This window comes from Cyanobium sp. Morenito 9A2 (assembly GCF_024345575.1).
Lineage (GTDB): Bacteria > Cyanobacteriota > Cyanobacteriia > PCC-6307 > Cyanobiaceae > ATX-6F1.
The window spans coordinates 177,556-190,183 of record NZ_JAGQBJ010000003.1; the positions used below are offsets into that span (position 1 = coordinate 177,556).

Annotated in this window: 13 protein-coding genes; 2 read left to right on the forward strand and 11 right to left on the reverse strand. The window is 65.9% G+C overall.

Going from position 1 to position 12,628, the window contains the following annotated elements:
- Window positions 1-2,619 (reverse strand): ATP-dependent chaperone ClpB, encoded by a 2,619-nt coding sequence (gene clpB / locus KBY88_RS06060; RefSeq protein ID WP_254939016.1) that lies wholly within the window; start codon window positions 2,617-2,619, stop codon window positions 1-3.
- A gap of 145 nt (window positions 2,620-2,764) precedes the next feature.
- On the opposite strand from clpB, the gene KBY88_RS06065 reads away from it, so the two are divergent.
- Complete coding sequence (locus tag KBY88_RS06065) at window positions 2,765-3,283, forward strand: hypothetical protein (RefSeq protein ID WP_254939017.1); 519 nt, start codon at window positions 2,765-2,767, stop codon at window positions 3,281-3,283.
- A 75-nt stretch (window positions 3,284-3,358) separates the two neighbouring features.
- Here the strand turns inward: KBY88_RS06065 and KBY88_RS06070 are convergent, their stop codons facing one another.
- On the reverse strand, window positions 3,359-3,637 hold the full coding sequence (locus KBY88_RS06070; RefSeq protein WP_396102653.1) for a hypothetical protein: 279 nt from the start codon (window positions 3,635-3,637) through the stop codon (window positions 3,359-3,361).
- 56 nt (window positions 3,638-3,693) lie between these two features.
- Between KBY88_RS06070 and KBY88_RS06075 the strand changes: the two genes are divergently transcribed.
- Window positions 3,694-3,900 (forward strand): DUF8662 family protein, encoded by a 207-nt coding sequence (locus KBY88_RS06075; RefSeq protein ID WP_254939018.1) that lies wholly within the window; start codon window positions 3,694-3,696, stop codon window positions 3,898-3,900.
- A gap of 93 nt (window positions 3,901-3,993) precedes the next feature.
- Here the strand turns inward: KBY88_RS06075 and KBY88_RS06080 are convergent, their stop codons facing one another.
- The 9 genes from KBY88_RS06080 to KBY88_RS06120 form a co-directional block, all read right to left on the reverse strand.
- Window positions 3,994-4,335 carry a c-type cytochrome gene (locus tag KBY88_RS06080; protein WP_254939019.1) on the reverse strand — a complete coding sequence of 114 codons (342 nt, stop codon included), beginning with the start codon at window positions 4,333-4,335 and terminating at the stop codon, window positions 3,994-3,996.
- 116 nt (window positions 4,336-4,451) lie between these two features.
- Complete coding sequence (locus KBY88_RS06085) at window positions 4,452-5,459, reverse strand: NAD-dependent epimerase/dehydratase family protein (RefSeq protein WP_254939020.1); 1,008 nt, start codon at window positions 5,457-5,459, stop codon at window positions 4,452-4,454.
- 14 nt (window positions 5,460-5,473) lie between these two features.
- Window positions 5,474-6,532: a uroporphyrinogen decarboxylase gene (hemE, locus tag KBY88_RS06090; RefSeq protein ID WP_254939021.1), complete on the reverse strand. Its 1,059-nt coding sequence runs from the start codon at window positions 6,530-6,532 to the stop codon at window positions 5,474-5,476.
- A 37-nt stretch (window positions 6,533-6,569) separates the two neighbouring features.
- Window positions 6,570-8,870, reverse strand: a complete 2,301-nt coding sequence (gene glgB, locus KBY88_RS06095; RefSeq protein WP_254939022.1) for a 1,4-alpha-glucan branching protein GlgB — start codon at window positions 8,868-8,870, stop codon at window positions 6,570-6,572.
- A 46-nt stretch (window positions 8,871-8,916) separates the two neighbouring features.
- Entirely contained in the window at window positions 8,917-9,654 is a 738-nt protein-coding gene (locus KBY88_RS06100) for a DUF3887 domain-containing protein (protein ID WP_254939023.1), read from the reverse strand.
- A complete protein-coding gene (locus tag KBY88_RS06105) occupies window positions 9,651-11,249 on the reverse strand; it encodes a CocE/NonD family hydrolase (RefSeq protein ID WP_254939024.1) in 1,599 nt (532 codons plus the stop codon). The genes KBY88_RS06100 and KBY88_RS06105 overlap by 4 nt, the downstream gene beginning before the upstream one ends.
- The gene (locus KBY88_RS06110; RefSeq protein WP_254939025.1) at window positions 11,250-11,486 is read right to left on the reverse strand and encodes a DUF8664 family protein; all 237 of its coding nucleotides are present in this window, start codon (window positions 11,484-11,486) and stop codon (window positions 11,250-11,252) included.
- Window positions 11,487-11,643: 157 nt separating this feature from the next.
- Complete coding sequence (locus KBY88_RS06115; protein WP_254939026.1) at window positions 11,644-12,036, reverse strand: DUF4332 domain-containing protein; 393 nt, start codon at window positions 12,034-12,036, stop codon at window positions 11,644-11,646.
- Between the two features lie 15 nt (window positions 12,037-12,051).
- Window positions 12,052-12,534 (reverse strand): Ycf51 family protein, encoded by a 483-nt coding sequence (locus KBY88_RS06120; RefSeq protein WP_254939027.1) that lies wholly within the window; start codon window positions 12,532-12,534, stop codon window positions 12,052-12,054.
- Window positions 12,535-12,628: the final 94 nt, after the last annotated feature.

Sequence of the window (12,628 nt, forward strand, 5' to 3'; positions counted from 1 at the left end):
TCAGACCAGGGCAGGCAGCCGGGCCGGTTCGGCCGCATCGAAGCGCAAGCGCTCGTTCTCCACCTTGACCTGAATCACGCTGCCCTCGGGGAAGGTGCCGGCCAAAATGGCCTTGGCGATCGGCGTTTCCAGTTCGCGCTGGATCGCGCGCTTTAGGGGCCGGGCTCCATACACCGGGTCGTAGCCGACGTTGGCGAGCCAATCGAGGGCGGTCTCCTCCAGTTGGAGCCCCAGCTTGCGGCTTTCCATCCGCCCCAGCAGGCGCTTCACCTGCAGCTCCACGATCTGGCGCAGTTCATCGCTGCGCAGGCTGTGGAAGATGATCGATTCATCCAGGCGGTTGAGGAACTCGGGCCGGAAGTGGCTGCGCAGGGCTTCATTCACGCGTTTCTCCATCTCGCCGTGGCGGGCCGGATCGCCGGCCAGATCGAGGATCGAGGCACTGCCGATGTTGCTGGTGAGGATCAGCACGGTGTTGGTGAAATCCACCGTGCGCCCCTGGCCATCGGTGACGCGGCCGTCATCAAGCACCTGCAGCAGCACATTGAACACATCCGGGTGGGCCTTCTCCACCTCGTCGAAGAGGATGACGGCGTAGGGGCGCCGCCGCACCGCCTCGGTGAGCTGGCCGCCTTCCTCGTAGCCCACATAGCCCGGAGGGGCGCCGATCAGCCGGGATACGGCGTGCTTCTCCATGTATTCGGACATGTCGATGCGCACCATCGCTTCCTCGGAATCGAACAGCTGGGCGGCCAGGGCCTTGGAGAGTTCCGTCTTGCCCACGCCGGTGGGGCCGAGGAACAGGAAGCTGGCGATCGGTCGGTTGGGATCGCTCAGGCCGGCCCGGGAGCGCTGGATCGCATCGGCCACCGCCGTCACCGCCTGACCCTGGCCGATAACCCGCTGGTGCAGGTCAGCTTCCAGGTGCAGCAGTTTCTCCATCTCCGACTGCACCAGCCGGGCCACGGGGATGCCGGTCCACTTGGCGATCACCTCGGCGATGTCTTCCTCGGTGACCTCCTCACGCAGCAGGGATTTCTCGCCGTCGCCCGCATTCAGTTCGACCTCCTTGGCGCTCAGCTTCTTGTTGAGCTCGGCCAGGGTGCCGTATTCCAGCTCGGCGGCCTTGTTGAGGTCGTAGCTGCGCTTGGCCTGCTCGATCTGCAGCTGCACCTGCTCGATCTCTTCTTTGATCGCCGAGAGCTCATCAATCGAGCCCTTCTCCTTCTGCCACTGGGCATTGAGGCTGCTCTGCTGCTCCCCCAACTCCGCCAGTTCCCGCTCGATCCGCTCCAGCCGGTCCTTGCTGGCCGTGTCGGATTCACGGCCAAGCGAGAGCTTCTCCATCTCCAGCTGCAGGATGCGGCGATCGAGTTCATCGATCTCCTCGGGCTTGGAGGTGATCACCATCTTCAGCCGCGCGGCCGATTCATCCATCAGATCGATTGCCTTGTCGGGCAGGAAGCGATCGGCGATGTAACGGCTGGAGAGCACGGCGGCGGCCACCAAGGCGTTGTCGGCGATGCGCACGCCGTGGTGCACCTCGTAGCGCTCCTTGAGGCCGCGCAGGATCGAGATCGTGTCCTCCACCGTGGGCTGATCCACGAACACCTGCTGGAAGCGGCGTTCCAGGGCCGGATCCTTTTCGATGTGCTGGCGGTGCTCATCGAGGGTGGTGGCGCCGATGCAGCGCAGTTCGCCCCGCGCCAGCATCGGCTTGAGCAGATTGCTGGCATCCATGGAGCCGCCGGTGGCGCCGGCCCCCACCACGGTGTGGATCTCATCGATGAACAGCACGATCTGGCCCTCGCTGGAGGTGACCTCCTTGAGCACCGCCTTGAGCCGCTCTTCGAACTCGCCGCGGTACTTGGCGCCGGCGATCAGGGCCCCCATGTCCAGGGAGATCAGCTGACGGTTCTGCAGGGCCTGGGGCACATCGCCGTTGACGATGCGCTGGGCCAGGCCCTCCACGATCGCCGTCTTGCCCACGCCCGGTTCACCGATCAAGACCGGGTTGTTCTTGGTGCGGCGCGAGAGAATCTGGATCGTGCGCCGGATTTCCTCGTCGCGGCCAATCACGGGGTCGAGCTTCCCGTCGCGGGCGGCCTTGGTGAGATCGCGGCCGTATTTCTCGAGTGATTCGTAGGTGCCCTCGGGGTTCTGGTCGGTCACCTTCTGGCTGCCCCGCACGGTTTCGATCGCTGCGCGCAGTTTGGTTGCATCGCTGCCGGCCTGGGAGAGCAGCTGGCGTCCGCAGCGCTGATCGCTGGCCAGGGCCAGCAGCAGGTGCTCGATCGAGATGAAGCTGTCACCGAAACTGGTCTTGAGGCCATCGGCGCTATCGAGGGTGGCGTTGAGCGCCTTGCCCATGTACACGCTCTCGGCCGGCGTGCTCAGGCTGGGTTGGCCATTGATGAAGGCCTCCACCCGGCCCGAGAGGTCCTGGGGATCAACCCCTGCTTTCTCCAGAACCCTGCCGGCTAAGCCGTCCTGACTGAGCAGGGCGGCCAGCAGATGTTCGGTTTCCATCTGCTGCTGGCGCTTCTGCTGCGCCAGCTGCTGGGCCGCCACGATCGAACCCCAGGCCTTTTCGGTGAACAGTTCAGCGGTGGGATGCATGGCGGCCACTCCTGCAAAGGGCAATGGTTGAACGCTATGGGGAAACGCCCCTTCTGCCGGTTGGGCAGACCGCAAAGAAATGGAGAGGGAACCGGCCCTTCGCGTTCATGGGCCGTAGCTTTGCGGTCATCGTTTGTTCGCCGCCATGCGCTCGAACCCCTTGCCGCCGCAAACCCTGATCTCTTTGGTGCGTTTGTGGCCGGTGGCGCTTGGTGCCCTGGCGCTCAGCTTGTCGCCCCTGGGGATGGGTGCAGCCGGAGCGCTGGCGGCGGACTGTCAGGCGTTGAAGGCTGTGGGTGGTGGCACGAGTGTCAGCAAGACGATTCAGTTGGATGGTCCGCTGGTTTTTCCCTTTGGACGCACCAACTTCAACACAGATTTCAGCGTCAATCGTACCAATTCCAGTTATAAGATTCATTTCCGCTCCACCTCCAAAAAGCCAGGCCCCTATCCGATCGTGGCTTTCTTGAAGTTCAGCGACGGCAGCAATCTGCAGGTCTTGAACCAGACCCTCAACGCCGCCCCCGGCCAGGCCAAGCTTTTTGGCCCCTTTTATCCGCCTCCCGGCAAGCTTGTCACCCAGGTGAACCTCAAGGTGGGCTCCGGCCTCAATGCCAACGCCACGGGCTTCAGCTATGTGATCGCCGTGGATGGCTGCCGTTAGGCCTGGCCCAGGGGGCTTCCCCCAGCACAGCCTTCGGGCCTTGGAGTGGGCCGATTCCCAGCGGTCGCCTCTCGGTCACAGGCTCAGGCCCTTGGGGTTTGGGCAGAGCTTGGTGGGGCAGCCATCGCGTCCGTAGACCGCATCGGCGGGGGAAAGGCAGCCGGCTGCATTTTTGAGTGCCACCTCATCCGGTTTCAGGCGTTTGGGTTGCAGGTAGGGGGCATCGACCGGCACCAGCAGGGGGCAGCTCTTGGCATAGCGATCGGGGAGCAAGGTCTGGGCCTGGGCCGCCGCCGCCGTGACCAGCAAGGCGCTGACCAGCACGGCCTGACGCAGGTGGGGAGTCATGGTCACGCAATCGGCGGGGCAGCCCTTAGTGTGCCGTCTCCAGCAGCGTTGGGCCGCAGACGATGGGCACGCTTTATCCGCTTGAATTGCTGGAACGACTGGGGGGTGAGGCCCGCCAGCTCGAGGCCAGCAGCCGCGATCTAGAGCGGAATGCATGGATGGTCGCCCACCGCCATGTGCATGGGGTGCTCCCCAGTGAGTACGACATCCGTGAGGTTCCCGAGGATCTGTTTCTGGCGGTGCTGGAGTGGAGCCGATGTCGCGAATGAGCTTCAGCTGGAACACAGCAAAAAGCCCCCTGCCAGGGCAGGAGGCTTGATGGAGCCACCTCGAGAAGAAGGCTGCCGCTGAGCCCGTTGGACTCAGGCCCAGCCTTTGCCGGCCTGGGCTTCGACATAGGCGGCGACGTCGGCGATGTCACCGGCGCTCAGCTTCCCTCCGAAGGCGGGCATGGCGTTTTTGCCGTTGGTGATCTGGGATTGGATGGCCTCTTCATGGCCGCTGGAGTAGTTGGCCAGGTACGACTCCAAAGCCGCTTGCTTGAGGGTGCGTTCGGCGTTCACCACGTTGCCGCCACCGATGTGGCAGGCCGCGCAGTTGGCGGAGAAAATTTGGGCGCCATGGGCGGCGTCAGCGGCGAAACTCGGAGCGGCACCGAGAACCAGCGCGAGACAGAGGGCGAAAAGGGAGAGAAGACGGCGCATCGATGCTCGTTCAACCCGCCAAAAATAGGACTTCTGCCGCCCCGAGCGTTGGCAGGCGGTGAGGGATCGAAACAGTTGTTGGGATTCGCGTTCGAGGGGCCTGGGCCCTGGGAGACTTAGCGACCCCGCTGGGGCAACCCCGCGGTTTCGAAGAGCGCTTCAAGGCTCGGAGCGTGGCTCACCAGGCCGAAGCGTTCCGGCGGGCTGATCGTGTCGTGCACGAAATGGCGGTAGCGGATCGAGAAGCGGTCCCAGGGGGTCATCTCGATGCGCAGAAGCCGAATCAGGGCATCCATGAGCCAGGGGCTCAGGTCGATGCCGAAGCCTGCTTGCCAGCTCCGGCGCCAGCGGCAGAGGCTGGAAACGGTCTGGTTCACTGTGACGGCGTTCTGGGCCAGCACCAGGCGGCGCACGGACCCCTGGCCAGGCTCCGGGTTGATCCCGTGGGGGGTGGTGGCCAGGTGCACGCAGACCCGGGCAATGTCCTCGGCGTGGATGAAGTGGTAACTGGCTTCGGTGCGCAGCCACTTGGCCAGCCACAGCCAGCGCAGCGCTTCCTTGAATCCGGCGGTGGCATAGCTGGTTGGGTGGGGATCGCCCGCTTGGATCGAGCCGCCGAACACCACCGTGGGGAACACGGCCACGATCCGGTCCGCCAGCCCATGGCGCTCCAGTTGCTGCAGGCACTGGGCCTTGGTCTGGATGTACTCGGTGCCGTGCACCAAGGCCTCCGGCAGCAGCTTCAGTTGGCGATCGAGCAGGCTGGCGGTGGAGAAATAAATCAGCTGCTGCAGCCGCTGGGGGTCCACCCGCCCCAGCAGTTCCTTGACGGCCACCACGTTCACCGCATGGGCGCGCTGGGGGTCGCCCCAGGCGGTGGCGGTGTGGATGATCCGGTCGGCTGAAGCGATGGCAGAGGCGTGGGGCTCCTGATCGCGCAGATCACCCACGAGCAGGGTGATGCGGGGGTCGTTGGCGGGCACGGTGGCCAGCTTGGCGGGGTTCCTCAGCCACAGCAGAAGCTCGGCGTCGCTGTGGCGGTAGAGCTGCTCGGCAATCGTCTGGCCGACACAGCCTGCGGCCCCCGTGATCAGGATCCGTTGCGGCCCCTGCGAGGCCCCCATCGGAGCCGCGGCGCTCAAACAGCCGCTCCGATCAGTTCATTCACCGATTTGCCCGCCTCGAAGAACACCCGGGCGTTCTCCTCGGGCGTGCCGGGCAGGATGCCGTGGCCGAGGTTGAGGATGTGACGGCGCCCACGGGCCTTGACCACGGTGTCGATGATCCGGGCGCGGATCGCCTCAGGCGTGCCGAACAGCAGACCAGGATCCACATTTCCCTGCACCCCCAGGTGCTGGGGCAGGCGGGCACAGCCATCGGCCATGTCGACGGTCCAGTCGAGGGAGATGAAATCCACACCGGTGGTGGCCATGCGTTCGAGCACGCCTGCGCTGCCGGAGATGTACAGGATCAGAGGGGTGTCGGGGTTAACGGCTTTCACCTGGTCGATCACCCGCTTTTGATAGGGAGCGGCAAAAATGTCGTAGTCGATCGGGCTCAGCTGGCCGGCCCAGGAATCGAAGAGCTGCACCACCTGGGCGCCGCTCTCAATCTGGTAATTCATGTAGGTGGCGATGGAATCAGCCAGGTGGCCCAGCAACTGGTGGAGCAGCGCCGGCTGCTGGAACGCCATTGCCTTGATCACGGCGTAGTTCTTGCTGCTCTTGCCCTCCACCGCGTAGGCGGCCAGGGTCCAGGGGGCACCGACGAATCCGAGCACCGCCGCCTGAGGGCCGACGCTCTGGCGCAGCCGTCCCAGCACTTCGCCCACGAAAGGCACCGATTCCGCAGGGTTCAGGGGGCGAAGGGCCTCCACCTGGGCCTGGCTGCGGATCGCAGGCTCAATGATCGGGCCCTTGCTCTCGATGATGTCGAAATCAATTCCGATTCCTGGCAGCGGCGTGAGGATGTCGGAGAAGAGGATCACTCCATCGGGCTCGAAGGCCCGGAAGGGTTGCATCGAGATCTCGTAGGAGAGATCGGGGTTCTCCGAGCGCTCCCGGAAGCCGGGATGGCGGTCACGCAGGTCCCGGTAGACCTTCATGTAGCGGCCCGCCTGGCGCATCATCCACACCGGTGGACGCTCCACCTGCTCGCCTCGGGCGGCGCGCAGCAGCAGGGGGAGGGTGTCGGCCATGGGGGAGTGCAATGCCAGCGGGCAACCTACCTGACGGCTAGGCCGGTTCGGCTCCGACTCCCGCGAGGCTCTGGCTGCGTCGTTCGTCGCGGCGTAACACCAGAACGCTCAGGGGTGGGAGGCACAGATCGAGGCTGTGGGGATAGCCGTGGAGCGCCCATTCCTGGCTGTATTTGCCCCCCAGGTTGCCCAGGTTGCTGCCGCCGTAGCGGCTGCTGTCGGTGTTGAAGGCTTCCTCATAGAAGCCTTCCAGAGGCACCCCCACACGGTAGTGGGAGTGGCTCTGGGGCGTGAAGTTACAGATCACGACCACCCAATGGCCCGTGGTGCTCTCCCGCCGCATGAAACTGATGACCGAATGGCGGTTGTCATTGCAGTCGATCCATTGGAAGCCGTACTGATCGAAGTCGTCGCGCCAGAGGGCTGGCTCGGCGCGGTAAAAACGGTTGAGGTCGTCCACCAGCAACTGCAGACCCTTGTGCGGGGCATGCTGCAGGAGGTCCCATTCGAGGTCGCCCCAGACGTTCCATTCGGAGCGCTGCCCGAACTCCATGCCCATGAAGATCGTCTTTTTGCCCGGGTGGGTCCACATGTAAGCCAGCAGGGCGCGCACGTTGGCGAACTTTTGCCAGTCGTCTCCCGGCATCTTGTGCAGGAGATGGCTCTTGCCATGCACCACTTCATCGTGGCTGAGGGCCAGCATGAAGTTCTCGGTGTAGGTGTACCAGATCGAAAAGGTAACGTTGTTTTGGTGGAACTGGCGGAACCAGGGATCGAGCTCGAAGTAATCGAGCATGTCGTGCATCCAGCCCATGTTCCACTTGAGGTTGAACCCCAGGCCGCCGATGGAGGTGGGCTGGGTGACCATCGGCCAGGTGGTGGATTCCTCGGCGATTGAAAGGGCTCCTGGGAAGTGCTCGAACAGCACATGGTTCGCCTGCTGCAGGAAGCGCACCGCCTCGGTGTTCTCGCGGCCGCCATGGTCATTGGCGACCCATTCGCCATCGGGCCGCAGGTAGTCGCGGTAGAGCATCGAGGCCACCGCATCGACGCGGATGCCATCGATGTGGAACTGCTCAAACCAATAGACAAGATTGGCCACGAGGAAGTTGCGCACCTCGTTGCGGCTGTAATTGAAGATCAGCGTGCCCCATTCCTTGTGCTCGCCGATGCGCGGATCGGCGTGCTCGTAGAGGTGCACCCCATCGAAGAAGGCCAGGCCATGGCTGTCCTTGGGGAAGTGGCCCGGCACCCAGTCGAGGATCACACCGATGCCCTCGGCATGGGCGCGGTCGACGAAGGCGCGGAATTCGTCCGGGGTACCGAAGCGGCTGGTGGGGGCGTACCAGCCGGTCACCTGATAGCCCCAGGAGCCATCGAAAGGGTGCTCGCTGATCGGCATCAGCTCGATGTGGGTGAAGCCCCGGGCCTTCACATAGGAAATGAGTTTGTCGGCCAGCTCGGGATAGGTGAGCAGGCGGGCGCCGGGCTTGAGGTCGGCGGCGGGCACCACCGGCCGGGCGCGACCATCGACCTCGATGAAGGGCGCATCGGCGGCGGCATGCATCCAGCTTCCCAGGTGCAGTTCGTAGACCGAAATCGGTTGATCGAGCGGATCGCGCTGGTCACGCTCCTCCATCCAGCCCAGGTCGTTCCAGTTGTATCCCTCCAGGGAGGCGACCACCGAACCTGTGCTGGGACGCACCTCGTGCTGGAAGCCGTAGGGATCGGCCTTCTGGTAACAGTGCCCCTCTGGGCTGCGGATTTCGTACTTGTAGACATCGCCAGGCTTGAGCCCCGGCACGAACAGTTCCCAGCAGCCCCCCAGTCGCTTCTGAAAGGGGTGATGGCGGCCGTCCCAGCCGTTGAGGTCACCGAGCAGCGCGACGCTGCGGGCATGGGGTGCCCAAAGGCAGAACTGCACCCCGCTGACGCCATCGCGCTCGAGCGTGTGGGCACCCATGCGCCGCCAGATGTGGTGATGGTTGCCCTCGCTGAACAGGTGGTGATCCACCTCGCCCATCCATTCCTGCCTGAAGGCCCAGGGGTCGTGCTGCTCGTGCTCGATGCCACCACGCCGCACCCAGAGCCGGTAGGTGCTGCCGGGATCGGCCTCCAGAGCGGTTTCGAAGAGCCAGGGGTGGCTCGGATTGGCGAGGGGCAGCCGCTGGCCGGCCAGCAGGAGCTCCACCCGTTCGGCCTCGGGCATCCAGACGCGCACCACCCAGGAACCATCCCCCAAGGGGTGGGGGCCCAGGAGGGCGAACGGGTCATCGTGGCGGCACTCCGCCAGCCGCTGTGCCTCCTCCGCGATCGAATCGAGCCGGCTGAGGACCATGGAGGGGAGATTGTCGATGGTTGAGGTTAGGTGCAGGTGGTGGGCCTCACGGCGTGTCGATGGGGAAATCGATGCCCACGATTCGGTTTTGCCCGTCGAAGATCACGAACAGGTTGTCGGTGAGCTTGGCGAAGCGGGTGGTGACCAGCACCAGCTGCTGATCACCACCCGCATGGGCCACCACCGTTCCCTTGATCTGCTGGAACGGGCCCACCCGCCGCTCCAATCCCCGCCAGCGGGCCTGGATCACGGCCGGGGTCAGTTCCTCCTGCAGGCGGATCGAGAGGCGGCTGCGGGCGGTCACCACTTGTCCCTCGGCCAGTTCGGCGACAAAGCTTCGGGCCAGTTGTTCGATCGGCAACTGGGTGCTGTCGAAGCGCCAGGCCACCAGTTGGCCCTCAGCGTCGATCACCAGGGTGAGCGGCCGGCGTTGGTCACCGGCCAACAGTTCGGCCCTGATGGTGCTGTCATCGGCGCCGCTGAACACTTCAAGGATTCGAACGCTCCGAATGGGCGGCACCTGGTTCAGCCGCGCCTGGATCGCCGGCAGGGAGGTGAATCGGCGCACATCAGGCGCCAGACTGGCAAACACCGCCTCGCCGTTGCGCTGGCGCAGGGCCTCCAGCAAGATTTCAGCGCGCGTTCGCGAGGCCGCTTCTCCGAGGGCCGTTGGCCCGCCTTGGGCACCGGAAGGTGGCGCCATCGCGAGCAGCGCTCCACCGCCCAGGCTCAACCCCAGCGCCAGGGTCAGAACGGGACGAACCAGGGCAGCGGGGCGGATCACAGCGGGGCGGCATTGCTTGGGGCCAGTGTGCCGGAACCCATGGCTTCGATCATCAGCTGCGCCGAATCCAGCCTCAGCACGAGGGTGATCACACGGTGCGTCGGACCGCCCCACCCCCTGGGAAGCTCTGCTGTGCCGGGGTTGACAGCGATCTGGGGCCAGGCGGCGGCGGCCAGTGACAGCCGCAACCGATCGCCGGCGGCCAGGGTGAGCAGCAGGGGCTGAAGCTCCAAGCGCCGCCGCTCGCGCCGTAGGCACGCGGGCCCCAGGAAGCGGCCCACTCCCGTGGACAGTTGCTCCACCGCTGCACCGCCGCCGCGCAGCACCGAGAGGGCAGCGCAGAGATCGAAGCCGGGCTGATCGGCCTCCAGTTCCAGCTCCAGCACCGGTCGGCCCAGCAGCTCCAACGGCTCTTCAAGCGGTGCGCTCGTGAAGCAGGCCCCATCGCTGCGCTGGTCCAGTTCGCGGCGGTCCACGGCCCCGGCGTCCAGGCCGAGGTGGCCGCCCCGGCCGGGGCGCGGGCGCCAGGGGTCGTGGACAAAGCACACCTCCCCGCCACCGCTGGTCTGGCTGATCAAACAGCCCTCCTCTGGATCGATCGCCGCCCGACCGTTGGAGCTCAGGCCCCAGGGACCGCCACGGGCCTGGGCCGGTTCGCGCTCCCGCCAGAGCCCAACGCCCAGATCGAACAGGCGTTCGCGGGGTTCCTTCGGCGGCGGCCGATCGCGCAGGTGCCGATCGAAAAAGGCCAGCTGCAGGGCATCGATGCCGCCACCCCAGTCCAGGTGGGTCCAGGGGCCGAGGCGTAACCATGGCGTGCCCCCCAGCGCCCGGGAGCGGGACCAGAGGTCGAGCACGCCTTCGAGGTAGGGATCGTGCCAACCGCCGGCCAGCAACATCGGTCGCTGCAGCAGAGCGGCCGGAGGGCTGTGGACCCTCCAGCCCTTGGCGGTGAGCGGGTCCTGGCGGAACCACTCCAGCACCATCGATCCAGGGTCGAGGCGCGCCAGCAGCTCCAGGCCCTCGTGGAGAAAACGTCCCGATTCCAGGCTGCGACGGATCTCCCACCAACCCGCCCCATCCCCGCATCGGCGGCAGTGCTCGGCCGCCAGTTGCAGACCCCAGCCCAGCCCCAATCCCCAGCGATGGGCTCCACCGGAGCTGGCCCAGTGCAGCCGCTCGTCGAGGCCCGCCATCGCCGGGGCAAGGCAATCGGCCTGCGCGGCAGCCCCACGGCCCAGGAGCTGTGTCAGGCCTTGGTAGGAGAAGCCGTAGCTGCCGAGGCGCCCGTCGGCATAGGGAAGAGTGCGCGCCCAGGCCAGGGTCCAGCTGCTGTCGGCCTCCTCCTGGGCAAAGCCCCCAAACGTGCCGCCCGACTCGCCACAGCCGCGCACATCCTGGACTACCACGGCGTAGCCCTGGGCGGCGTACCAGCGGGGGTGGGCGTAGGTGGGGGTGGAGGCGATCGCGCGGCCGTAGGGCTGGCGCATCAGCAACACGGGCCAGCGGCCAGGGGCGTCGGGCTTCCAGACCCGAGCGACCAGTTCAACCCCGTCGGGGCAGGTCAGCCGTTCCTCAACGGCGCTGACCTCCACTCAGCGCACGTCGGGGCAGTGAAGACCAACCACGTAGGTGGTGAGGATTTCGGCTTCGGTGGCGTTCAGACCCTGGCTCTTCGACACCATCGACACCGCCTGGGGAGACGTGGAGGCCACTCCCTTGGCATTGAGGGCCCGCAGTTCCCCGCAGATGTTGCGGGCGATCTGAGGGTTCTGCTTGACCCTTTCGAGCAAGGGAGAGGCGGCCAGGGCCTGGGGGGCAAGGTCGAGCATGAGCACGAGCAGGCTGACAAAGCCCAAGCGGTGGCCAAGGGTCGATCCCGGAGTCCTTCCCCCAGGAGTAAGACGTTTGACGGTTGACATCGGCCCTCCCTCCAAGGCTGATGGTTCCATTTGAAAGACCTGGCTACCGGCTTCGTGGTGTTTGGGGTCAGTTCCCCGGGCGACCGGTGATTCGGCGGGCCCGTTGGATCCAACCCAGCACCGTGGCTCGTGTGAGGCCCGTTGCGCCCTGGCCGAGCAGACTTCGCTCCAGGCGCCCCAGTTGCACCAGCAACCGCTCCGGTGTTGCTTCCGCCAGGGCCTGGCCCGTGGCGATCCCCCCGTGCAACAGCAGGGCCGCCTCGGCGGGGGCCAACTCCAGCTCCACCACCAGCCGCGCCTGGCCGCGCAGGCGCCGGAGCCGTTGCTCCGAGGCGGAGCCGGAGGCCGCCAGTCCCCGCAGCTGAGCGTCGCTGAGTGCAGCGATGGCAGGCCAATCATCAATTCCCGCCGCACTGAGGCGCAAGGCTTCAGAGCGGAAATGGGCTGGCAGTTTCAGCATGGAACACCGTTACGTTCAGGCTCCATGGGGGGTGAGTGTCACCTCCACCGTGCCATCGGCGAGCTGCCGGACCGCCTCGGCGAGCACCACCGGACGGCCCAGGCCTGGCTCCACGGCTTCGATGCGACGTAACCGCACGCGCACCAGGCCAGTGCCGTTGTTGCGGGCGTTGCCGTGCAGGTTGCGGGCCACCTGCTCCACGGTCGGGGCGAACGCGGCGGGCTCCAGCTGATCCGGTGCCGTTGCCACCACCAAATCGGTGCCGTTGTCGAACACCACGGGCACGGAGACGGCTCCGGGAATGGCCACCCGGGGGCTGTAGCTGATCGCGAAGGCGACACACGAGAACGCCAAGAGCAGGGTGAAGCTGGTAACCCCCACCAGGCGGAAGCGGATCCCCCAGCGGGCGACGAAGGAGCCCACGGTGAGCAGCGTCAGCCCCCCTCCGGCGACCCCCAGCCACTGGCCTGCGGTGATCAGCAGTGGGTCGGCTTGCATGGGCTGGCGCAGCGGAGTGAGCCCCTTATATTGCGCCCACCTCAGACGCTGATCGCCACGGTCCGATGGGGTTGAAGGGGGACGGATCGTCTGG

Coding starts and splice junctions, on each gene's coding strand:
- hemE (WP_254939021.1), bottom strand. CDS start 6,532: ATGGCCGACACCCTCCCCCTGCTGCTGCGCGCCGCCCGAGGCGAGCAG.
- KBY88_RS06080 (WP_254939019.1), bottom strand. CDS start 4,335: ATGCGCCGTCTTCTCTCCCTTTTCGCCCTCTGTCTCGCGCTGGTTCTC.
- KBY88_RS06085 (WP_254939020.1), bottom strand. CDS start 5,459: ATGGGGGCCTCGCAGGGGCCGCAACGGATCCTGATCACGGGGGCCGCA.
- KBY88_RS06075 (WP_254939018.1), top strand. CDS start 3,694: ATGGGCACGCTTTATCCGCTTGAATTGCTGGAACGACTGGGGGGTGAG.
- KBY88_RS06120 (WP_254939027.1), bottom strand. CDS start 12,534: ATGCAAGCCGACCCACTGCTGATCACCGCAGGCCAGTGGCTGGGGGTC.
- KBY88_RS06115 (WP_254939026.1), bottom strand. CDS start 12,036: ATGCTGAAACTGCCAGCCCATTTCCGCTCTGAAGCCTTGCGCCTCAGT.
- clpB (WP_254939016.1), bottom strand. CDS start 2,619: ATGCATCCCACCGCTGAACTGTTCACCGAAAAGGCCTGGGGTTCGATC.
- glgB (WP_254939022.1), bottom strand. CDS start 8,870: ATGGTCCTCAGCCGGCTCGATTCGATCGCGGAGGAGGCACAGCGGCTG.
- KBY88_RS06110 (WP_254939025.1), bottom strand. CDS start 11,486: ATGCTCGACCTTGCCCCCCAGGCCCTGGCCGCCTCTCCCTTGCTCGAA.
- KBY88_RS06065 (WP_254939017.1), top strand. CDS start 2,765: ATGCGCTCGAACCCCTTGCCGCCGCAAACCCTGATCTCTTTGGTGCGT.